The 21,615-nt window shown below is 52.7% G+C and carries 14 protein-coding genes; 7 read left to right on the forward strand and 7 right to left on the reverse strand.

The window, feature by feature from the left end; all coding sequences use genetic code 11:
* Nucleotides 1-239 precede the first annotated feature (239 nt).
* Both AC6I7T_RS13720 and AC6I7T_RS13725 read right to left on the reverse strand, forming a co-directional pair.
* Nucleotides 240-1,100, reverse strand: coding sequence for a hypothetical protein (locus AC6I7T_RS13720; protein ID WP_497794045.1), 861 nt, complete (start codon nucleotides 1,098-1,100; stop codon nucleotides 240-242).
* Between the two features lie 545 nt (nucleotides 1,101-1,645).
* Nucleotides 1,646-3,298, reverse strand: coding sequence for a rhamnogalacturonidase (locus tag AC6I7T_RS13725; protein ID WP_497794046.1), 1,653 nt, complete (start codon nucleotides 3,296-3,298; stop codon nucleotides 1,646-1,648).
* A gap of 248 nt (nucleotides 3,299-3,546) precedes the next feature.
* On the opposite strand from AC6I7T_RS13725, the gene argG reads away from it, so the two are divergent.
* The 3 genes from argG to AC6I7T_RS13740 all read left to right on the forward strand — a co-directional run bounded on the left by argG (nucleotide 3,547) and on the right by AC6I7T_RS13740 (nucleotide 6,459).
* Nucleotides 3,547-4,893: an argininosuccinate synthase gene (gene argG, locus AC6I7T_RS13730; RefSeq protein WP_497794047.1), complete on the forward strand. Its 1,347-nt coding sequence runs from the start codon at nucleotides 3,547-3,549 to the stop codon at nucleotides 4,891-4,893.
* Nucleotides 4,894-5,017: 124 nt separating this feature from the next.
* Nucleotides 5,018-5,272 (forward strand): hypothetical protein, encoded by a 255-nt coding sequence (locus AC6I7T_RS13735; protein ID WP_497794048.1) that lies wholly within the window; start codon nucleotides 5,018-5,020, stop codon nucleotides 5,270-5,272.
* On the forward strand, nucleotides 5,272-6,459 hold the full coding sequence (locus tag AC6I7T_RS13740; protein ID WP_497794049.1) for a glutathionylspermidine synthase family protein: 1,188 nt from the start codon (nucleotides 5,272-5,274) through the stop codon (nucleotides 6,457-6,459). The genes AC6I7T_RS13735 and AC6I7T_RS13740 overlap by 1 nt, the downstream gene beginning before the upstream one ends.
* Nucleotides 6,460-6,981: 522 nt before the next feature.
* On the opposite strand, the gene AC6I7T_RS13745 is transcribed toward AC6I7T_RS13740, so the two are convergent.
* Nucleotides 6,982-9,339, reverse strand: coding sequence for an OPT family oligopeptide transporter (locus AC6I7T_RS13745; protein ID WP_497794050.1), 2,358 nt, complete (start codon nucleotides 9,337-9,339; stop codon nucleotides 6,982-6,984).
* 333 nt (nucleotides 9,340-9,672) lie between these two features.
* On the opposite strand from AC6I7T_RS13745, the gene AC6I7T_RS13750 reads away from it, so the two are divergent.
* Both AC6I7T_RS13750 and AC6I7T_RS13755 read left to right on the forward strand, forming a co-directional pair.
* Nucleotides 9,673-10,473, forward strand: coding sequence for a ComF family protein (locus AC6I7T_RS13750; protein WP_497794051.1), 801 nt, complete (start codon nucleotides 9,673-9,675; stop codon nucleotides 10,471-10,473).
* A 76-nt stretch (nucleotides 10,474-10,549) separates the two neighbouring features.
* Nucleotides 10,550-11,164, forward strand: a complete 615-nt coding sequence (locus tag AC6I7T_RS13755) for an HNH endonuclease (RefSeq protein WP_497794052.1) — start codon at nucleotides 10,550-10,552, stop codon at nucleotides 11,162-11,164.
* Nucleotides 11,165-11,418: 254 nt separating this feature from the next.
* On the opposite strand, the gene AC6I7T_RS13760 is transcribed toward AC6I7T_RS13755, so the two are convergent.
* Nucleotides 11,419-12,321: a hypothetical protein gene (locus AC6I7T_RS13760; protein WP_497794053.1), complete on the reverse strand. Its 903-nt coding sequence runs from the start codon at nucleotides 12,319-12,321 to the stop codon at nucleotides 11,419-11,421.
* Nucleotides 12,322-12,507: 186 nt separating this feature from the next.
* Here AC6I7T_RS13760 and AC6I7T_RS13765 point away from each other — a divergent pair, with 186 nt between their 5' ends.
* Both AC6I7T_RS13765 and AC6I7T_RS13770 read left to right on the forward strand, forming a co-directional pair.
* The gene (locus tag AC6I7T_RS13765) at nucleotides 12,508-14,658 is read left to right on the forward strand and encodes a dipeptidyl-peptidase 5 (protein WP_497794054.1); all 2,151 of its coding nucleotides are present in this window, start codon (nucleotides 12,508-12,510) and stop codon (nucleotides 14,656-14,658) included.
* Nucleotides 14,659-14,663: 5 nt separating this feature from the next.
* Nucleotides 14,664-15,224 (forward strand): regulatory protein RecX, encoded by a 561-nt coding sequence (locus AC6I7T_RS13770; protein ID WP_497794055.1) that lies wholly within the window; start codon nucleotides 14,664-14,666, stop codon nucleotides 15,222-15,224.
* A gap of 185 nt (nucleotides 15,225-15,409) precedes the next feature.
* Here AC6I7T_RS13770 and AC6I7T_RS13775 read toward each other — a convergent pair whose 3' ends face one another.
* The 3 genes from AC6I7T_RS13775 to AC6I7T_RS13785 form a co-directional block, all read right to left on the reverse strand.
* A complete protein-coding gene (locus AC6I7T_RS13775) occupies nucleotides 15,410-18,778 on the reverse strand; it encodes a TonB-dependent receptor (protein ID WP_497794056.1) in 3,369 nt (1,122 codons plus the stop codon).
* Between the two features lie 453 nt (nucleotides 18,779-19,231).
* Complete coding sequence (locus AC6I7T_RS13780) at nucleotides 19,232-19,873, reverse strand: IS630 family transposase (protein WP_497788089.1); 642 nt, start codon at nucleotides 19,871-19,873, stop codon at nucleotides 19,232-19,234.
* Between the two features lie 594 nt (nucleotides 19,874-20,467).
* Nucleotides 20,468-21,607 carry a hypothetical protein gene (locus AC6I7T_RS13785; RefSeq protein ID WP_497794057.1) on the reverse strand — a complete coding sequence of 380 codons (1,140 nt, stop codon included), beginning with the start codon at nucleotides 21,605-21,607 and terminating at the stop codon, nucleotides 20,468-20,470.
* Nucleotides 21,608-21,615: the final 8 nt, after the last annotated feature.

Consider the following 21,615-nt stretch of genomic DNA (forward strand, 5'->3'; position numbering starts at 1 on the left):
CACTATCGAAAATCGCTGCTCAAAAATGAACAGCGATAGTAGCTCGACAGAGTATCTCGCCTGCAGACGCCTGAACGTCAGCCTGTGACAAGGAGAGACTGGAATTGTAATTACGGCTGCAAAAAACAAAATCCTGGAAGCTATGGGTTCTATGAACGTAGCATCTCACAGGTATCCGTGTTTCTTACGATATGCGATGCTCTTCATCCAGAGAAGAGACCCCAAAGCAGCAGACAAACTCACCGAAGCCCGAGTTTCTGCTGATGTTTATTCTTGATCTTGTACATTTTGGTGTTGATTGATCCCGAAAATACTGCGACATAAAACTCTCCATTCGGAGCGGCATCCTTGACTGCTTTTACATCGGAGAGGTTAAAGTCCGCCAGCAAATACCCGCATTGATTTTCTGCTCCATAGGCATTCGCCCATTTTTCTGTCTTAGGGAACGTTTGAACTGACTCCTTAACAACCTTTCCTGAGGGATCCGAAAGGAGAACCACACGGGTTACAGAGACGCAACCATCAGTTACTTTTTCGCCCACGTACCCGTGTGCTGCAATCGTAACAACGTTCTCCCTGTCCTCTTCTGTAGGAGTGAACGTCTTAAACTCCTTACGAGCTCTAGCCACCTGCGCTGCAATCATTGCTTCAGGCATGGTGATTACGATGTAGGGAACAGCGGCTCCTTGTGCAGCCATCAGTCCAGCGTCGGAGATATAAACCGAGTGATCGCCTCCATGGCCGGCCAAGGCAGCCTGAAACTCTTGCTCGGACAAGTATTCGATATTTGGTTTTCTGGCAGGAACCACCGCTTCGGCCTCATGGGCAGGTGCCACAGCATTGAGTGCTTCACCAGGAGCCAGTTCGAAATATTGCGAAACATTATCCAAGGATATAGGAGCGCAGGTCTCCAGATGCTTACCGTCGGGAAACTCTATGGTGTAACTTGCAAGAGTGTTCAGCTTCTCCATCGCACTAAGTGCTTCTGGGTTCATTCCATTGATAACCGACTGGGGAATATTAATTTTAGGATTCGATTTCACAGCGACAATCTTTCCTGTTTTCCCTGCATATTCCCGATTCATGGTGAAGCTCTTCATCTCGCAGACTCCCACGCGTTCGAGGACAACCTGCTTGTTCAGTAGCTGGCTGGGGGATTGGATTCTATCTTCTCCAAGAAGAGGCAATGTCACGCCTGATAGGAGGAGGCACAACAGGAGGATGGTATGATCGCATCTCATCAAGACAACATATCGAGCAAAAGGGAGATAACATTAATATGTACATTTTCTGCACACCGTGTATCTTTGATAAGATTGGCGGAAGTAAGATGTAATTTTTGTTCAAGGTATTTTCAGTCTCTACCATTATTACGCCACCACCTATAGAAGTAGACTCCGGAGTTTCACATTTAGAGGAAGTAGAATAAGCGAAGTAAAATGGCAGAACTCATGGTTGAGCTTGTTTTGTCGCTTTGTTTAAGGGCTGGCCTTCAAGTCAGCCGTTCGAGTTTTCTACATCTGCAGGCAGCAAACGAAGAATAAGAAGGAATCGGCGCAGGAAGGAGGCGGTTTCTGACCGCCATCCCTTCGCACTTGTTCCTCTTTGCCATGCTCCAATGACAAGGTAGGGAATCGAGCACCGGCTATAGAAGCTTGCTATCAACAGTGGCTAATGTTGTGTCTTTCGTGGCGCGCGACCAGCCCACGCGAAGGTCTGAGACATTATGCAAAGAGAAATTGCCTTGCGGCGGCGCTGTAATCGCAAAGAAATCGGCGCGATGCACATCATCAAGACAGAAGGCTGGGCGCGGGTCCGGATTTGCGGGAGCAATCTCTACGTGCGACATCTCCAGATTACGGAGGTGGCGGATAAAAAAGGCATTCGAAGGAGTCGGCCCGAATTGGAGCAGTTCGGGATAGGCATTCTCCAGCTCCGGCACCTGGAGGGTATGCCAGTCGGGCATCGGCTTTGTATCGGCTCCCCATTTAACGCGCATAACTTTGGGCAGTCCTTCATGTCCGAAATAGCAATTTGCCAGCTTCACGTCTTCAATCAAATTCTCGGGAATGCCGGAAAGGACTGAAGCTGTCGAGGCTGCTGAGTTATAGCTGACCAGATTCGAGATCAGGATGCGCCGCAAAGTGCCGGGGCGCAACGTTTCCTTTGGATTGCGATTGCGGCGATTCAGGCGCAGGAACAACGGCGCATCGATGATATCGCGCATCGTGTTGCCGGTTATGGCGATGTCTTCAAGATATGCGCCGTCGGAGGTTTCCAGTGCAATCCCCTTGCACCCCTCAATCACATTGCCGGTGATCGTGATGTTACGAAAGCCTCCATTGGATTCTGTTCCGCACTTGATGCGACCATTGGAGGGGACAGGTGTATCTGCCGAAAACCTCTTCCACGTACCTGCAACCACGCTGCCTAATTCATAGCAGCCAGTTACATAGTTATTTGCAATTGTTACGTTTTCCGTTGGCCGGGCATAGCCTAGAGCATAACTGGACTTGGGGCAGATGGCATCGTCCCAGGGAGAGTTCACCGTACAGTTCGAAACCCGGACATTGCGGCAGCAATCAATGTCGAAGCCATCGCGGTCGGTATCGATCAACAGGTTAGCCAGAGTCAGGTTATCGACGCCGGTCGCTAACAGCGCAAAATGCCCGCCCTTCAGCAGGCTGAAATCGCGGAGAAGAACGTTGCGGCAATTCTTGAGCGCAAAGGTCTTGTTGCCTACACCGGGCTGCTCGGCTACAAAAGTTTCGTATCCGCCGCGAACCTCGCCCTTTATCCCATGAGAGAGCCCCTTCCCGAAGATCAGGCCGGGACCGAAGACGGCAAAATCGCGCTGATTTTCCGCATAGAAGAGCGAATTACGCCAGTGATTGTGCCCGTAGTCCTGATAGGGGGTCCAAGGATCGTTGGGTTCTGCCGGATCGTAGGTGCCGCCGTTGTATCCGGTGGCGTCTCCCGGCTTCGGAGAATCTGCAGCCTGAATGGTGCAGCCACGCTCCAGGTAGAGATCGACCTTCGACTTCAGCCGGATAGTGAAACAGAGGTATGTGCCCGCCGGAAAGACCAGCGTGCCCCCACCCTTTGCAGCTATCTCTTCGATTGCCTTATTGATGGCAGGCGTGTCTACGGTCTTGCCGTCACCCTTGGCACCGAAATTGCGGACGTTGTAGACAGCCTCAATCGGCTGCGGATCGGATGGGGTTTCAGCTAGTGAAACATGTCCCACCGTGGCGGTAAGGGCAAGAGGAGAAAGCTTTAGAAGGTCGCGACGTTGCATTTCGGTAGAAGGATAGCGCAGCCAAGCTTGGCTAGGAAGCCAGCAGCTAAATCTCGTCCCAACAGGAAAGATCCCGGGTGCTTTCTCTTCACGCTGCGGGATAGCGTGATGCAGCAGCAAAGGTGGCCAAACCAGGAGTTTCAATATCGGAAACCGAACAAGACTCAGCAGATGGGATCTGTCACGTAAAATAAGACACGACACCTCGCAGCGAATTTGCTGAATCTTTGTTAGGGGATCGCATCACCATGTCCAATATCCTGCAACATCTTCCGGCTGGTCAGAAGGTCGGAATCGCATTTTCCGGGGGCCTTGATACAAGCGCCGCTATTCACTGGATGAAGCTGAAGGGTGCGCTGCCCTATGCCTACACCGCCAATCTGGGACAGCCCGATGAGTCCGACTACGATGCAATCCCGCGTAAAGCTCTGGAATACGGTGCCGAAAAGGCTCGTCTGATCGACTGCCGCACACAGCTGGTGCGTGAGGGCATCGCTGCCCTGCAGAGTGGAGCATTCCACATTACGACGGCAGGTGTGGCCTACTTCAACACCACTCCGATCGGCCGTGCCGTAACCGGGACCATGCTGGTCACAGCCATGAAGGAAGACGACGTCAGCATCTGGGGAGACGGCAGCACCTTCAAGGGTAACGACATCGAGCGCTTCTATCGCTATGGGCTGTTGGTGAATCCGGATCTGAGAGTCTATAAGCCCTGGTTGGACGAGCAATTCATCGACGAACTCGGCGGCCGCGCCGAGATGTCGGCTTTCATGCAGAAATCGGGCTTCGAGTACAAGATGTCGGCGGAGAAGGCCTATTCTACGGACTCCAACATCCTGGGTGCTACTCACGAAGCAAAAGACCTGGAACACCTGGACAGCAGCATAAAGATTGTGGTCCCGATCATGGGTGTCGCCTCCTGGCGTGACGATGTTGAGGTAAAGCGCGAAGAGGTTACCGTCCGCTTTGAAGAGGGCTGGCCGGTAGCGCTGAACGGGAAGGAGTTCCCCGATCCGGTGGAACTGATGCTGGAAGCCAATCGCATCGGCGGACGCCACGGTCTGGGCATGAGCGATCAGATTGAGAACCGCATCATTGAAGCCAAGAGCCGCGGAATCTATGAAGCTCCGGGAATGGCTCTCCTATACATTGCCTACGAGCGTCTGATCACAGGTATTCACAACGAGGACACCATCGAGCAGTACCGCGAAAACGGCCGCAAGCTCGGGCGTCTGCTCTATCAAGGACGCTGGTTCGACTCGCAAGCCATCATGCTCCGCGAAAGCGCTCAGCGCTGGGTAGCCAAGCCGATTACCGGCGAGGTCACGCTGGAGCTACGCCGTGGAAACGATTATTCGATTCTTAACACTATTTCTCCAAATCTGACCTTCAAGCCGGAACGCCTGACGATGGAAAAGGGCGAGTCGTCGTTCTCTCCGCTGGACCGCATCGGCCAGCTTACAATGAGAAACCTCGATATCACCGATACTAGGGAGAAGCTGCTGACCTACGCTCAAACTGGTTTACTAACCTTGAGCACGGGTACAACAATGCCTCAGCTGAAAAGCGGCGGCGAAGAAAAGAAAAAGTAACTGAGACAGATAGAAGCATCGGGGGGACGCTCCAAACGGGGCGTCTCCGGAAGATAAACCGCTAACCACACTCCCCCCTTAAAAAAGCTCCAAGCCGGAGCTATCTTTAGACAACGAGTCATTCATGCGTAAGTCACGGGAAGTACCTCTTACCCTTCTTGCAGCTGTTGCTTTTTCTATGACTGCCTGCAATCAGGAGACGCGGAATTGCGTCGATAACCAAAACCGCATCCTGCCCGACTCCCGATGCCAATCCGGAGGCGGCGGTGCTCACTTCATTTATGGCGGTTCCAGCGGCGGCCGTGTTGGCGACGCCGTAGTTGGTGGCAGCAGCGTATCGCGTGGCGGCTTTGGTGCGCACGGAAGCGGGGGAGAATAATGCGCCGTTGGACAATGAACCCACGCTCCGATTGGCAGTCCCGTGTCGCAAAGGTTGGATTGACGTATCACACACTTGCCGACGGCTCTCCCTACTGGGACGAGAGCGCCTATTGGGAGTTCTCAGCAAAAGAGATCGATCGACTCGAGGCGGCTACTGCAGAGATTCAGCGTTTGGCACTCGCAGCCGGAGAAGCAATTCTCGATCAGAATCGTTTGACGCAGATGGGAATTCCGAAATCTGCCCCAGCAGCAGTCCGCACGGCCTGGAACGGCGAGCCCCCTGCTCTGTATGGACGGCTGGATCTGGCCTATGACGGTAACACCATTAAGCTGCTGGAATACAATGCCGACACCCCGACAGGATTAGTCGAAGCGGCAGTAGCTCAGTGGTATTGGCTACAAGAGTGCTTCCCCGATGCAGACCAGTTCAACTCGCTGCACGAGAAGCTAGTGGCGAAATGGAAGGATCTGAAGGACTACATCTCCAGCCCGGTTTACTTTGCCGATACTGGCACAGATGAAGACTGGATGACCGTCACCTACTTGCAAGATACCGCGCAGCAGGCAGGTTTGAAGGCGCGCCATCTCCGGATGCACGAGATTGGCTGGGATGCAAAGCACGAGTGCTTTGTCGATCTCGAAAACCGCCGCATAGAGACACTTTTCAAGCTCTATCCCTGGGAGTGGCTTCTGGATGAGCGTTTCGGAGCAAATGCGCTGTCAACGCTGCCTCCGTCCGCTGCACTGAAAGAGTACGGGCCACGCAACGACAGGCGAAGATGGGGATCGATGCTGTGGATTGAACCCATCTGGAAGATGATGTGGTCGAACAAGGCTCTGCTGGCTATCCTGTGGGAGCTAAATCCGGGCCACGAATTGCTCTTACCTGCTTATCTCGATGGTCCGCACAATCTCCGCAGCTACGTCCGCAAGCCACTGCTAGGAAGAGAAGGCTCCGGCGTCACGGTCGTTCACGATGGGACGGTAATTGAGGGAGCGCTGGTCAATGACACAGCACAGCGCTACGTCTATCAGGAACTCGCCCCAATGGCCAAGGCGAATGGCAAGACTGCAGTGTTTGGTACGTGGCTTGTCGATGGAGAACCGGCAGGAATGGGTGTCAGAGAATCGTCTGGCCCGGTTACGAACAATACCAGCTGCTTCGTACCGCATCTGTTCCGATAGGCAAGGGCAGAAAGGTAGTATCCATCTGACGTGTGAAAAAGACAGGGATAGATGGGGGAACTTACCGGGTGGGGAATAACTCAGTAGTTTGTCGCGGTAGCAGATCCAAAATTCATAGAGGAAGAATAGGTGCTGCTGCCGCGACCGGAAGTTATGAGAACCAAGACAAGTACAACAATTACTCAATACGACCGACCGGCGTATTTATACGCTCCTGCTATTGAGGCCTTTACCGTACAAAGACGGCTTTAGCTCCGCCCCCGCTTTTGTTTTTGTAGCGCAGGAGGTTGATCTGAGGAAGCTCCGAACCGACGCTTTCTAATGAGTAGAGAATATGTCTTCTGGATCAAATTCCCTATAGCTCTTTCGTGTCATGGATACACAACGGTAGTGGAAGATGATCCAGCAGTTGAGCGGGAATAAGCCGTATTCAGAGTCATTTCCCTATTTGCGGATATACAAACAAAGAGCCCCACACCATTTCGGCAGTGTGGGGCTCTTCTTATTATTCGGCTAACTTCCTTACTTATTGAGAGGTTTTCTCGCAAAGTAATAAAGGGAGAAGGCCAACAAGGCGAACATAAACACCGATACGCCCTGGTTATATAGGAAGGTATGCGGGAATTGCGCGATGTTCATCTTGCCGGTTGCAGCCTCATAGAGCTTTAGAGCTACACCGAGGAGGCCGACGATACCGCCGGCAGCGATGAGTCCGCTAGCATAGAGCGATCCCGGGCTAATTTCGCTTTCCGAATCGGCCACATCTCCGCCCGCTTTCTCGACAGCACGATCAACCATCCAGCGCATCAAACCGCCGACAAAGATCGCCAGGGTGGTTGCAATCGAAAGATACGCGCCCACGGCAAACGATAATGAGCGAATTCCTAGCAGCTCTACCGCAATGACAAGGAAGACGCCCAGCGATACCAACCCCCAAGGGAGTTTGCGGCTCAAGATGCCGTTGATTACCGTGGCCATCAGGCGGGCTTGTGGGGCAGCTGCCTTTTCACTTCCGATGCCCTGAATCCACTGCACCTCAATCTGGTGCGTGGAGGTGTTGTACAGATATTTGCCGTCAGCCAATTCTGCCGAACCGAGCGCATTCAGGACCACATACTCTTCGGCATGATGCATGGTGGAAGTCTTGTCCGCATGAACAACCGGGAACTGGGCTGGTAGCTTGGCGTCTTTCTGCGGAACGACACCGGAATGGGAGACGCTGAGATCCCAGGTACGAGGAGCGTCACGAAACTCTTGCAAGCCCTTGTTCATGCCGTTGAGAGTCGCCCCAATCGCCACAGTGGAAACACAGACTCCGATCATCAGGGCAACCTGCTGCTTCCAGGGCGTGGACCCTACCAGGAAACCGGTTTTCAAGTCCTGCGAGGTATCGCCCGCATTGGCAGCAGCGATACACACTGTTCCACCGATCGTGATGGCCAGAGCGCCAAAAGCAGGAGCGGTCCATCCCTTTACCAGGAAGATGGCGGAGGTCGCCATTAACGTGGCAATCGTCATACCGGAGATTGGGTTCGCAGAACTGCCGATCAAGCCAACGATTCGCGACGAAACCGTCACAAAAAGGAAACCGAAGACAATGATCAGGAGAGAGGCGGCGACATTCGCCAACCATCCCACCTGGGCTCCAGGTACCGGCTTGAACTGCAGGAAGATGAACATCAGGATGCCGAGCAGGATCGATCCGCCGACAACGACACCCATAGAGAGATCGTTCTCAGTGCGAATGGGCTCCGTCTTCGGCCCATTGCTCTTGCGGATGTTCTGCATTCCCGTCTTCAGCGCACTGACGATCGTTGGGAGGGTGCGGGTCAACGTGATCAAACCGGAGGCAGCAACAGCGCCAGCACCCATGGGGCGAATATAGGAAGCCCAGAGCTGGCTGGGGGTCATGTCCTTGATGGGGATTGTGCCCGGATAAAGAGGCCCAGGAAGATGAGAACCGAAGAAATAAATCATCGGCATTAGAACCAGCCAGGAGAAGACACCCCCGGCAAAGAGAACCCCAGCAACTCGTGCTCCGATGATGTAGCCGACTCCCAGATATTCTGGCGTCGCATCCGCGCGAATTGCAGCTCCCTTGAGCCATTTCGGCTGGTAATCCGGAGTGCCCGGCCAGGCAGCAAAGAGATTCTCATTCTGGAAGAAGGTGTAGAGGCCTCCTAATCCCAACCCCAGGAATACACGGCTGGCAAAGGAACCGCCACGCTCGCCAGCCAGCAAAACATCGGCGCAGGCAGTGCCTTCTGGATAGGTCAGGTTCCCATGCTCCTCGACAATCAGCTGTCGTCGTAGAGGAATCATGAAGAGCACGCCGATCCAGCCGCCAAGCAACGCCAGAATGAAGATTCTTGAGTATTCGAGGTCGAAACCCAGGAAGATTAGCGCCGGAAGGGTAAAAATCACACCTGCGGCAATCGACTGGCCGGCATTTCCGGTCGTCTGGACGATGTTATTTTCTAGAATTGAGGCTCGGCCCAATGCCCGCAACACGCTAATGGAAAGAACCGAGATAGGAATAGAAGCTGCTACAGTCAGGCCAGCCCTAAGGCCTACATACACCGTTACCGCGCCAAATAAGATTCCGAAGATAGAGCCGAGCAGAATAGCCCGTACCGTAAACTCAGGCCTTGTCTCATTGGGCGAGACAAAAGGTTGAACAGCTTGAGGTGTTTCTTGCACTACTGCCTCCAAAGAAACAGCCCGATCAGCAGGCTGCGACGAATCCCAGTGAAAATGCCACGAAGCGACGAGTTTACCAGCGTAAGAGGGGTGAAACATAGTGCATAGCGCACGGCAGTGACGCATTTGGGCTATACAACCGGACACCCATCCGTTTGTCGGGCGGATGTCAGACCTCATCTTTTCCTCTCCGATAGCACCCCAAAAGGGGTGGGTCGGTGTTCTGGAATGAGAGGGTGGCCCCCCTCGATTGTGACTACCGGGGCCAATCCAATGTGAAAAATCCGTTATTTCCTCCCATTTTGAGCGTCACGAGGTAAATACCCAAGGAAAAGCCGGTGAAAGAAGTGAGAACTTGCGCTTATACTTGGAAACAATGGCAGAGTGGCATGAGGCTTCTCTCGCTTACTTGTGAGGTGCGTCTTCCGCGGTGATCATTCTTCGCTGACGTTCGACGTTCCACCATCGGAGACTTCAGCATGGCGTGCTGTTGTTCGCGTGCTGCGAAGTCCGTTGGACGATCTTTCTTGTGCCTTAGTACCCTCACCCTGCCGCGTCTGCGGTAACCCTCTTCTTGAGTTCTCTCTCGTCCCGGTCTGTGCTTCCTGCTGGCAAAAACTCATCCCTCAAAGTGGTAATCTGTGCGTTCTCTGCCGCGAGAATCTAGGATTCGACCAATATCAGGGAGGGAAACCTTCGATTGAGCTGGTTCTCTGCCGGACCTGCCGGATGGCGCCTCCGCCTTTCCGCCGGGTATTCAGCTACGGAGCATACGAGAACGAGTTCCGTGCACTCGTCCACTTGTTCAAGTACCACGGTTTGAGCGGATTGGGAGGCCCCTTAGGGAAGTTGCTTGCCCAAGCGCTTCTTCCACTTGCGGAGGAAGCACCGCAGGAAATGCTCGTAATTCCGGTGCCTCTGGCCAGGGAAAAGGAACGAATGCGTGGCTACAACCAGGCTGCGCTGTTGGCCCGCTCCACGGTAAAAGCTCTTGCTGTGCAGCAACCGCAGAGGAAGCTCAGCATGGCTGCGGACTTGCTCCAAAGGAGCCGCGCCACGGAAAGCCAGGCACGGCTCACACCTCACCAACGCCGCCGCAATTTGCGCGGCGCTTTTTTTGCTCCGAATCCGGAACGGCTTCAGGGCAAAGCAGTACTGCTCATTGACGACGTTTACACCACCGGGGCCACGGTTCGGGAATGTACCCGCACACTTTTGGCTTCCGGTGCGGCCTCTGTCTGGGTGGGCACGCTAACCCGCGACCAGAAAGAGGGCATCGCCTTTTGGCAGGAGAAACAGGGGGATATTCCGTGACGATATTTGCCCGCTTCTGTCGTGACTTTTTCGAGTTCAGGGTAGTAATGAACCGGGATTTCTTCTTGGGGGAGAGATGTCATTTGGGAAGGCTATGATCCACGCTCGCAAGCAAAAGTCGCTCGCCAAATATGCAGCGAGTATTCCGGAGGAGCCACGCGTCTCCACCGGCCAGGCTATGCAGACGCCCGTTTTAGTGCTGAATGCGTCTTATGAGCCGATCAATATCTGCGGGGCACGCCGCGCGCTCGTTTTGGTTCTAAAGGGAGTTGCAAAAACAGAGGAAGAGCAAGGGGCAACGCTGCATGCGGCACGCGTTCGCATGCCTATGCCTTCGGTGATTCGTCTGCTGGAATATCGCAGGATTCCTCACCAGACAAGGGCACTTTCGCGGAAGAACATCCTGTTGCGTGACCGGAACACCTGCCAATATTGCGGCGTTATATTGCCCGCATCCGAGCTTACGCTGGACCATGTCCTGCCACGTTCCCGGGGAGGTACGTCGTCTTGGGAAAACCTGGTGGCCTGCTGCCATAGCTGTAACCGACGCAAGGGAAATCGCCTGCTCAGCGAAATGACGGACATGAAGCTGCTGCGCGAACCGCGGCCATTCTCATTGCATACCAGCCGTCACATCATGCGAATGATTGGACATAGCGATGCTCGCTGGCGGAAGTATCTGTATTACTAAAGCAGCTAAGAACCGGGTGGCGGGGGCCATGGCCCCCAAAGCTAAAAGGCGGGTGGCGCGGCTTCGCCGCCGAGCATAACTACTTTGCTTTCTCCGACTTTTGCTTCTCTGCCCCTATAGAGCCAGTTCATCAGGCGCAACATCCTCAAGAAGGCTTCATTGTTTGTCCCGGTGGCGGAACCACGCTACCCGGTTCTTAGCTTGGGGCGTAGCCCGCTACCCCCTTTTAGCTGGGCGACCATCCGTCGCCTCCCTCACTTCTTTTGCTGTTGTGGCTGTTGCTGCTGCTGTCCATCTGGTGCGTTTTGAACCTCTTCCCCGTTGAACAGGATGCGTACCGACGACTTGAACTGTTTATAGTCCGTGTACTTTACGACCTCCCGGATGTGCACATCCTCACCCATATTGCCGGGACCACCGGAAAAGTGAAGAATTCCCTCTCCCTTGGTATAAACCGGGAACCAGTACTTTCCATCCACCTGCTGGCGATAGGTAATAAACGGAGGAGATAGATCTTCGTGGCCCCTGCGCAGGTCGTCCGGTACGTTCTTTCCGTTCGTAACGACTATTTGCAAATCTTGCGCGTCCACCCAAATGCGGCCTTGGAAGTAACGTTTGTTCTTCTCGATCACCTTGGGGCCGACCTCGAAGACATAGGAGTCCACATCGTCGATCTTCTGCTTACCAACGTAGTTGACAGCGTATTGACCGACATCCTGAGTTGTCAGAACAAACGGAAGACGTTGCTGGATGTCTTGAAAGTCCGCCGGACTCATCGAGATACGCTGCAGAGAACTCTCCGGGGCAAAAACTACTCTTTCATCGCGCCTTCCGGTGCGGTCGAAGGTAACATCGTCTACCTGCTGATATTCCCCGTCGACCTTGTCGTCCATCAAAGTCTGAACCTTAACGCTCCGACGATAGGTGTAGTTGTCCAGAGCAGCCCGGAATTCAGCTTCCTTGGAGGTAAAGCGGCGAATGATCTCATCGACGGGAACGGAAGGAGGGGTTGTATCCAGAGGCCCGAAACCGGAATCCATGGGCATGGCCGTATACGTAACCTGATCATTGGCGTGCTTCTTGTCCTTATCCTTCCCGGCGAAGGCCGTTCCCACCAGAACAAGAATCAGCATGCTCGTTAGCCATATCTTTTTCACCAGTACATTCTCCCAACGTCCTTGCACAATTTGATCCTCAAGAATTAGACGGACGACCGCTCGAAAGCGTCGGTTTTCTTCCGTCAACCTCTCAGGGAAGTCTGTTCCCTTTCAACAAACATGTAAACTTGGTCTTCCCCCGCTACATTTTGCAGCCTACCTGCACAATACGGGATAGAGGAGACGATGTTCGCACGCCGCTTTGCTTTCTTGCTTGCTTTTCTTGGTGCTGTTAGCGCCATTGGTTCCACCGCTCAGACCCGCCGTCCCATGACCTTCGAGGATCTGATGAAAATGCGGAGGTTAGGAGACACCACCGTCTCCCCGGATGGCCACTGGATCCTCTTTTCGGCCACCGATGTCGATCTCGACAAGAACTCTCGGACAGCGCGTCTCTGGATTATCCCCACGGCCGGAGGCGAAGCCCGTATTCTCGACTCTTTTGCCGGGGACAATCGCGCTAGATTTTCTCCTGACGGCAAGCAGATTCTCTTCCAAAGCTCCCGCGAGGGAAATCAGCAGATATACATTGCGCCGTTTAACTCGGAAGCAGGCACAATCGGAGAGCCCCGTAAGCTGACCTCCATCAGCACGGAAGCCGATGGGGCAATGTGGTCAACCGACGGTAAACAGATCCTGTTTACCTCCTCCGTATACCCGGACTGCCCGGCAGGTCCGAATCAGGATGCGTGTAATAGTCAGCACGACAAAGATAAAGCGGCCGGCAAGGTCAAAGCACAGATCTTCTCCCACTTGCTCTATCGCCACTGGAACGCCTTCACAGGGGAAAAGCGCAGCCATCTTTTCCTGATCTCCATCGATGGTGGACAGGTTCGCGACCTCACCCCGGGTGATATACACGACGTTCCACCTTTCTCACTGGGAGGAGCAGACGCGTACGCCTTCTCGCCTGACGGCAAAGAGATAGCCTTCACCGAAAATCTGGACGAAGTTCCAGCTATCAGCACCAATGCCGATATCTTCACGCTCCGCCTGGATGATCCAAGTGCAAAACCTGTAAAGATCAGCTCCGCACCGGGAGGAGACTTTACCCCGGCCTATTCGCCCGATGGCAAATACATCGCCTATCGTTCCCAGCTTCGCGCAGGTTATGAAAGCGACCGCTTCCGTTTGATGCTCTATGACCGCGCCTCCAAGCAAACGAAAGAACTTCTGCCGCAGCTCGATCGCTGGGTAGATGAGTTCGATTGGGCTCCCGATTCCAAAACCATCTATTTCACCTTTGGTGATCATGGAGAGGCTCCGCTTGCTTCCGTGTCAATCGATGGCTCTCAATTGACAAAGCTCGCAATTGCAGGAGAATACGGAGATCCGCATATTACGAATGACGGGAAACTGATCGTCGCAACCAAGATGACGGTACGCACTCCCGGAGAAATCTATGTTTTGGATACGCAGCAGATCAAGGAAGCGGAACCAGCCACTGCCCCCAAGAACTCTCCAAAGCTTGGAACTGCGGAAGCGGCGGTCCCACATATCCTGGCAGAGAAACAGCTAACCCATCTGAACGATGCTTTGCTTGGCCAGTTGGATCTTCCCGCGATGGAAAGCTTCACTTTCACCTCAGTGGGAAAGACCCCGGTACAAGGTTTCCTGATTAAACCTCCAGCCTTCGATGCTTCGAAAAAGTATCCGGTAAAGTTCCTTATTCACGGCGGGCCGCAAGGTAATTGGGGAGATGCATGGAGCTACCGCTGGAACGCAGAATATTTCGCCGCTAACGGCTATGTCGTTGTCATGATCAACCCGCGTGGATCGACCGGATATGGACAGGTCTTCACCGATGGTGTTAACGGAGACTGGGGTGGAAAGCCCTTCCAGGATTTAATGCGCGGCCTGGACTACGCCGAGCAGCACTACAGCTTTATCGATAAGGATCGCGAGTGCTCCTTGGGAGCCAGCTACGGCGGATACATGGCCAACTGGATCCTGGGGCATACCAACCGGTTCAAGTGCATCGTCTCCCACGATGGAATGTTCAACCCCGACTCGGCCTTTGGATCGACCGAAGAGCTATGGTTCAATCAGTGGGAATTCACGGGAACTCCGTGGGGAAATCCTAAGAACTTCCAGAAGTGGTCGCCGATGCGTTCTGCACCAAATTTCAAAACTCCGACATTGGTCATTCACGGACAACTGGATTATCGTCTCGATGTATCTGAGGGATACCAGCTCTTTACGGCACTGCAGTTACAGCATGTTCCATCAAAGATGCTGTACTTCCCCGATGAAGGACACTGGGTCTTGAAACCTCAGAACTCGCAGTTATGGAATAAGACCGTAAGTGACTGGGTCGATCAGTGGACGAAGAAATAGGAACTATGCCATTTTCACGCCAACCCAAAAAGCGCGCGCCTCTCGATGAGGCCGCGCTTTATGAATTTGCGGTCGTAACGCTCGGTCGCAGGATGAGAACTGTAGCGGAGCTCAAGCGGTTGATGCAGAGCCGTGTTGAGCAAGGCTCTGAAGGCACAGCCAAAATCGATGCCGTGCTGGTTCGTTTAAAAGAACAGCATTATCTCGATGACAGCGCCTTTGCCAGCTATTACGCTCGCCTTCGCCAGGAAAACGAGAAGTTCGGCAAGCGCCGGGTGCAGCAGGACCTGATTGCCAAAGGAGTCAACAAAGAACTTGTAGCTCAGACATTAGAGGCAGCATACGAAAATACCAGCGAAGAAGAATTAGCTCGCAAGCATCTGGAACGAAAGGGCATTCGTAAACCTACCAACGACAAGGAGACAGCACGTATTCTCCGACGTTTAGTCCGGGCCGGTTTCTCTCCGACTGTGATTTACAAAGTGTTGCGCAATTGGGATGTAAGCGAAGAAACCCTATCGGTGCTGGATACGATCGAAGAAGATTCGCAGCCCGATCAGGAATAACAGAACGTACTTCTAATTGACCCAGTTCTGGCTACACCATTCGTTTCCCCCAAGAGTGTAGGCCACAAGCCCAAAGAGGCTGGCGAGACTTCCCAGAAAACCAAGGAGCCCCAGTACATCTGCTTTGATGTATTGGGGCTCCGCTCTTCACCCACCTAAAAATCCCCAGTATTGCGGGAAATACTTTAGAACTGATAGCGCAGCACAACCTCAAAGATACGAGGATCACGCGCGCTAGTAACTTGGCCGAAGTTCGATTTACCTAAGACCGAGCCGATTGCGTTGAAGTTAGTGTGGTTAAAGACGTTGAAGGATTCGCCGCGGAACTGGAGTGAATGCTCGCCGACGAGCGGAAAATCCTTATAGATGGCCATGTCAAAGACAACCAGCCCGGGACCGGTGATGGCGCCGATAGGTGCATTGCCATAGTAACCAGCTTTGGGGGATGCAAACGCCGAGGCGTTAAACCAGGCGGATGCGGTCTTGGGTCCGGTGATTTTCTGGCCGGTAACAAGGTCGGGATGTACCGCCAAACCTTGATTAGAGATACTGAGGGTCGGATCCGTGGCAGTGCCAGTACGCAAGGTCGTAATGTCGGAATAACGCCAGCCGCCCAGTAGAGTCCGCTTCAGCATATTGCCATTCTTGAAAAACGGCAGTTTGTACATAAGTGTGGCTGAGGCGGTGTGACGGTAATCGTATCCTGGCGTGTTGCCATAGTAGCGCGACGGATTATAGGGATCGATCACGTTGAACGTGGTCGCACTGGTGTAGTTCGACAGATTGTGCGACCAAGTGTAAGCCAATGTGAAATAAACAGAATTGCTGACAGGATGCTTCAAGCTAGCCTCAAAGGCATTCCAATTCAGTCCCTGTCGAGTGGCAAACGTTGTGATTGAGGAATATCCCTGGTAGGGAGCGTAGTAATAAGGAGTGATTTTGTCGCTATTGATAGCCGGATTAAAATCGTAATTTCCATAGTGCGCCGGCTGATTATAGTTCCAATTTCCCACAAGGTGCCGGATTTGGCTGGATGCACCCGTTACCGAAACCAGCCAGTTGTGACCAAGATCGCCTTCGAATGAGAGATTGAAGGAGTGAACCTGAGTAGCCTGAATCTGTGGATCAGCACCATTGAGAGTCTGAATGGTAGCGCTCTTAGCTTTACCTGAGGTCGTTGCCTGGCCGAATGTCACGCCGGTCAGATTTGTCGATGAAAGGTAAGGCGGATTTGAAACACAGCTGAACGAACAATCCTGGTTGGTAAATATACGGGTATAGTTGAGGCCGTAGCCACCACGAACGGAATAGCGTCCATTGCCCAAGACATCCCAGGCGAAGCCGACGTTCGGGCCGAAATACCAGTTGTGATTATTGAAGAAGTTATCGGAAACACCATTCACACCATTCGTGATAAGTCCATTGGTACCGTTATAGCCGGTGGATGTAATCACGCCTGTTGTGTTGATGGTGGGCGCCTGGGAAGACGAATAGGCACTGGCCTGGAACGAAGTGACCTCACCTGTGGACGGATGCGGCAGTGGTAAATGAGTCACGCGAACGCCAGCCGTTACAATGACATTCTTGAGCAACTTGTAACGATCTTCAACGTAGGGCGAAATAACGGTAGCATGCACCGGAATACGCCGTTGATTACTAACCTGCGTGAAGGTTGCAGCATAGCCGAGCATGAAATCGGCAAGTCCACTGCCGGACGAAGAGCCGGTAAAGGTCCACTGGCCATTTGTTGCCGTGCCCACGTTCTGCCGCTTGGTATTAAACATGATGTTGATGCCACCCTGGATCAAATGCCTCCCATGCTGCCAGCTGATGTCATCCGCAACCATATCGTCGAGGTCGGCGGCATGTTTGAGCGGACGTGCGGCTGGAACGCCTTGCGGCGACATATTATTGGTGCCTGAGATTGTGACAAGGGGAATACGGTTCGAGAGATAGCCCGCATAAGGCATAGTCGACGAGTAGCCGGAAAGTGAGCTCACATCGTAGACGCCCTTCAGGTCGAGATCGAGATCGAAGATATTTGAAGTCAGGCTCAGCGTGTTAACGATGTCATTGGTGAGCATGGAAGTGAGCGAGAGCCCCATGACCTTGTTGTGCGTGTAGTCTTCCTCCCAATTCACGTCGAAGACTTCGCCGCTGTTGGCGCTATTAAACGAGTTCTGACGGTAATCCTGATACTCGTCGAGAAACTCGCCTGTAAGGTGGTGATTGGGTGTGATGTAGTGATCAACTTTAATTTCGTCATCACGCTGATCGATGACCATCGGCTTGTTATTGATATAGTTGGCGCTGGAACCTGTCTTCGAGTAATTCGGCTTGGGATATAGAGCGTTCAGATAGGCCACGGCGCTTGCGTTGAGAGCCGATGAGATGTTGTAGTAACCGTTGCTGTCTTGAGGGAAATCCTTACCTGTAGCAGGATTCTTGATTTCGTTCGTAAATCTGCCCGAGCGCTGCAAATCTGTCGGAGTGTTTCCTGTCAGGGTATTTTGCGAGTGGATGATAGCCCACTGCTCATTCCAAAAAAAGTGAGTCTTGTCGCGGTTGGTATTGTAGAGCTTAGGAATATACAGTGGTCCGCCGAGGTTATAGCCAAAGAGATTCTGCTTAAGAGTCGGCACATATGTGCTGAAGTAATTGCGTGCATTCAGCGCATCGTTGCGCAGATATTCCCAGGCTCGACCATGGAACTGGCTGGTACCGGCGCGGGTCTGCAACAAAACGACCGAAGCGCCGAGAAAACCGTAGCGAACGCTATAGCTGTTTTGCAGAACGCGAACTTCTTCGAGAGAATCCGGGTTAGGCATGATGGTGGTTTGCCCCATATTCCCCGTGTTTTCGTTCCAGATCCCATCCAGATAATAGACGGTCGTATTCGAGAGTGAACCGTTGATCGAGATGACGTTGTTCGTGGAGCGTCCGCCGGTACCGAGAGAAGTTCCTGCGCTAGTATTCTGCACTCCGGGCATGACCACAGAGAGGGCTTGGTAATTGCGCCCGTTAAGCGGCAGGGTTTCTACTTGAGAACCCGAAACATCATTGGAGACTTCTGGCGTAGCAAGTTCCACTTGAGCCGCTGTAGCCGTAACCAGGACCTGAGACTGCACATCGCCCGCCCGCAATATGGCGTTTACCGTTGTCGTCGTTGCTGGATGGAGCGTCATATCTTGTACGCTGAAGGTGGCAAAGCCAGGCGAGGTGACAGTCACAGTGTAAGTGCCCACCGGCAACGACGGAAAATCATAAGCTCCGCTCTGGTTCGTCGTACGAACGATTTGGGCTTTTGTGCCTTCATTTGTTGCTGTTACTTTGGCATTCGGTACGACTGCTCCGGTTGAATCTGTAACAGTTCCAGTTATTGCGGCGCTGCTGGATACCTGAGCGTGTAATGCTACGGACAGATTAAGGAAAAGAACAAAGAACGCGAAAAGCGGCAAAATCCGATAAAGGATATTCCGCTCTGTTCTGACAATAGAATCGGCAAACCGGTCGTGTAATCCACAGCCGTTTTGCGCAGCTCTTGCATGCGGCATTTGCATTCCTCCTCAAGTGAGTGGACCGCTTAATCGAACGATCGATTCCTAAATCAACTTTGCGGTATGAGTTTTGTTGAGGGTATTTTCCCTAAGGCCTCCCCAAATGATTCCCAGAAAATGTGGAAGCAACGCTACTTCTTCCGAAATAATTTTGTCAATAGGAATTATGCCAATAGAGAATTTTTAGTCGCGGTCGTTATTACAGAAGGTCAGATAACTCTCTTTAAAGCATTTTCGCTTTTAGTATGGCCCGGCGGAATTCAGTGCAGGATGGCCATTCTTTCCACCCCAACACTCCAACTGCTGGCTGAAATGATTCACCTATCTGACACAACAAACGCCCTACCGAACTCAGCCAGGAAGAAACTTCGTATCCAACAATGCGGGTCTGGATCCACTCCGGTCCAGATTCGAGATAGAAGGAGTGTGGATATTAGAGCATTTTTCGAATTAGTGTAGACCATTTATACAGAGACGGAACCAAGCCTGAGCATTATCAGGGGAAATAAGCTTGAGAGCGTCGGCTATAGCTTGCTCAAGGGATTCTCTGGTTCTAGCTTTGGCAGCCCGAAGCAGTTGTTTGAGCTTAGCCCAAGCCTTTTCGATCGGATTCAGATCGGGCGAGTAAGGCGGCAGGTATAGCAATTCTGCTCCAGCGGCCTCGATCAGCCTCCGTACGCCGTTGACCTTATGGGAACTCAAGTTGTCCATTACCACCACATCGCCAGCTGTCAGTGCCGGACAGAGTATGTGTTCGACATAGGCTAGGAATATCTCCGCATCGGTAGCGGCTTCGATGGTCATCGTTGCTACCATGCCACGAAAACTCATTGCTCCCAGGATGGTCATGATTTTCCATTGTCCTCCAGGAGTAGATTCGTGTATACGAGTGCCTCCGAGGCAACGGGCATAACGCCTCGTCATCGAAGTTGTCACACCACTCTCGTCAAGGAAGATCAGCCGTTCCAGACTTGTCGCCTGGATCTTGGCGACAAATTCTTGGCGTCGCTGGCGGTTCGCTTCGGTATCGCGTTCACTGGCATAGAGCGACTTTTTTTCAGCCGTAAACCCAGTTTCCGAAGTAGAAACCAAATCCGCCCCAAGCTCAGTTCCACGCTTGCTTCATTGTGCAACTTTGCTTGCACTTCAGCCAACGTTAAATCCGGCTCCGCTTCCACCCACGCTATTACCTGCTTTTGCTCTCTGGCTCCGACGTGTGGTTTTCTCCCGGGACGATGAACAACTCGCTCGGCTTGACCACTATGCTTCCGCTGGCTGGAAACCTTCTTCGCCCAACCTACACTTACTCCAAATAGCTCTGCCAATTCCTCCAGCGTCCCATTCCCATCATCATAGGCTGCTAGGAACTTACGTCGCAGATCATCTTCGTAGGCTTTCGCCATTGCTTTGCTTGTCGCTGAGTTTCGCCATGCTCAGTCTACACTAATTCGAAAAATGCTCTAGATCAGGCTAAGAAACGAATGAAGTCTCAGATTATGGATCGTGCCCGGAGGGATAAGGCGAAACAAACTACGATAACGGGGAGTTTCCGGTGAGCTAACTTTTAAATCACTGGAGACTTACAGAAAATACTCGACAAGATATCGGAGGTTATAGCTAACGGAAGTGAGTACACACATTCACTTTATTCAGGAGTCTACGCGGCCGCGCAGACTCCTGATTTTTCTAGTTCAATCTCTCATTTGCCCAAGCGAGCGTCTGAGTAATTCCCCGATTCATAAAATCGGTAGCTTTGTCCTGTGTCCAGGTTGAATTCCAGGATTCAAACCCACCCGGAAGAATTACTTCTTTCTGACCAAGAGCCATTAGCTGTCCGGTAGCGATGTAGATTCCGCGAGACTCGTAAAAACCGATCTCCAGGTTGTCACCTTTAGCGTCTCCCTGAGGATTCCGCAGATCTGCGATGTGCATTCCCAGATGAGCAATAGCTGCAGGTACCATCTTGAACTTGTCCTTGTCCATTGTTGCCGTAATTGCCAAACCATCCGGAGAAGTGGTTGCAGCTTTCTCCGATTCGTTGCTGCGAACCTCGTTGGGGCGAACAAAGGAAATCACGACTCCGTTAGGCTCATTCTCCTTGCCAAAAGCCTCAACCGCCTGCGTCTGCAGCATGGCAGGAGTACTGCCAGCTGGATATGCAGCTGCCGCCTTCCGTGCTGTCTCAAGAGCATTTCCGCTATCCGTTGGAGCCGGAGATTCCTTATCGATAGCCGCTTTGCTGAAGTCGATCTCTTCCGGTTTCACATCTGTGACCGAAGCGATCACTAGACGAACGTTGTAGCGGTTCATATTGCCAAATCCGACGACACCTGTGATCTGACCTTTGTCATCGCGCAGAATTCCCGTTTTCTCGCTGACATCGAGGCGTCCTGTCAGGGTGGCATTCACTGTATAGCGAACGCATCCTAAGCAAATGGCCTTGCCCTTATAAGGTGTCGAGAGAAGGGTATCGAAGGTCTTGAAGTCCTTGTCCTTGGTCAACTGCACTGGCGTACGGTTCACGGCAGGTACAGCATTGGGATTGTTCTGGCTCAGCTTAAGGGTAACGGTCGCAGCCGGACCGGACTTAACCTTGCTTCCTTCCGGATAGCTAAGCCAAATGGCCGCTGCTCCGGAGGTGCATTTGTAGTCCTGCAGCTGGAACTGATCAAAACCGGCAATCACCTGGCCCTTGATCCGGACCATTTTGCCGTCGAGCCCTGCAGGATGAGAAAGGACGTCACAGATTGTGGTATCCGTGACCTGAGCAAAGGATGGTGCTGCGCAAACGAAAAGAACAAATATTGCAGCCAACAGACGTCGCATTACAATCT

It is taken from the genome of Humiphilus diazotrophicus, assembly GCF_059726315.1.

Coding starts and splice junctions, on each gene's coding strand:
- AC6I7T_RS13720 (WP_497794045.1), bottom strand. CDS start 1,100: ATGAAGAGCTTCACCATGAATCGGGAATATGCAGGGAAAACAGGAAAG.
- AC6I7T_RS13740 (WP_497794049.1), top strand. CDS start 5,272: ATGCGCCGTTGGACAATGAACCCACGCTCCGATTGGCAGTCCCGTGTC.
- AC6I7T_RS13770 (WP_497794055.1), top strand. CDS start 14,664: ATGCCATTTTCACGCCAACCCAAAAAGCGCGCGCCTCTCGATGAGGCC.
- AC6I7T_RS13785 (WP_497794057.1), bottom strand. CDS start 21,607: ATGCGACGTCTGTTGGCTGCAATATTTGTTCTTTTCGTTTGCGCAGCA.
- AC6I7T_RS13745 (WP_497794050.1), bottom strand. CDS start 9,339: ATGAGGTCTGACATCCGCCCGACAAACGGATGGGTGTCCGGTTGTATA.
- AC6I7T_RS13765 (WP_497794054.1), top strand. CDS start 12,508: ATGTTCGCACGCCGCTTTGCTTTCTTGCTTGCTTTTCTTGGTGCTGTT.
- AC6I7T_RS13775 (WP_497794056.1), bottom strand. CDS start 18,778: ATGCCGCATGCAAGAGCTGCGCAAAACGGCTGTGGATTACACGACCGG.
- AC6I7T_RS13755 (WP_497794052.1), top strand. CDS start 10,550: ATGTCATTTGGGAAGGCTATGATCCACGCTCGCAAGCAAAAGTCGCTC.
- argG (WP_497794047.1), top strand. CDS start 3,547: ATGTCCAATATCCTGCAACATCTTCCGGCTGGTCAGAAGGTCGGAATC.
- AC6I7T_RS13735 (WP_497794048.1), top strand. CDS start 5,018: ATGCGTAAGTCACGGGAAGTACCTCTTACCCTTCTTGCAGCTGTTGCT.
- AC6I7T_RS13725 (WP_497794046.1), bottom strand. CDS start 3,298: ATGCAACGTCGCGACCTTCTAAAGCTTTCTCCTCTTGCCCTTACCGCC.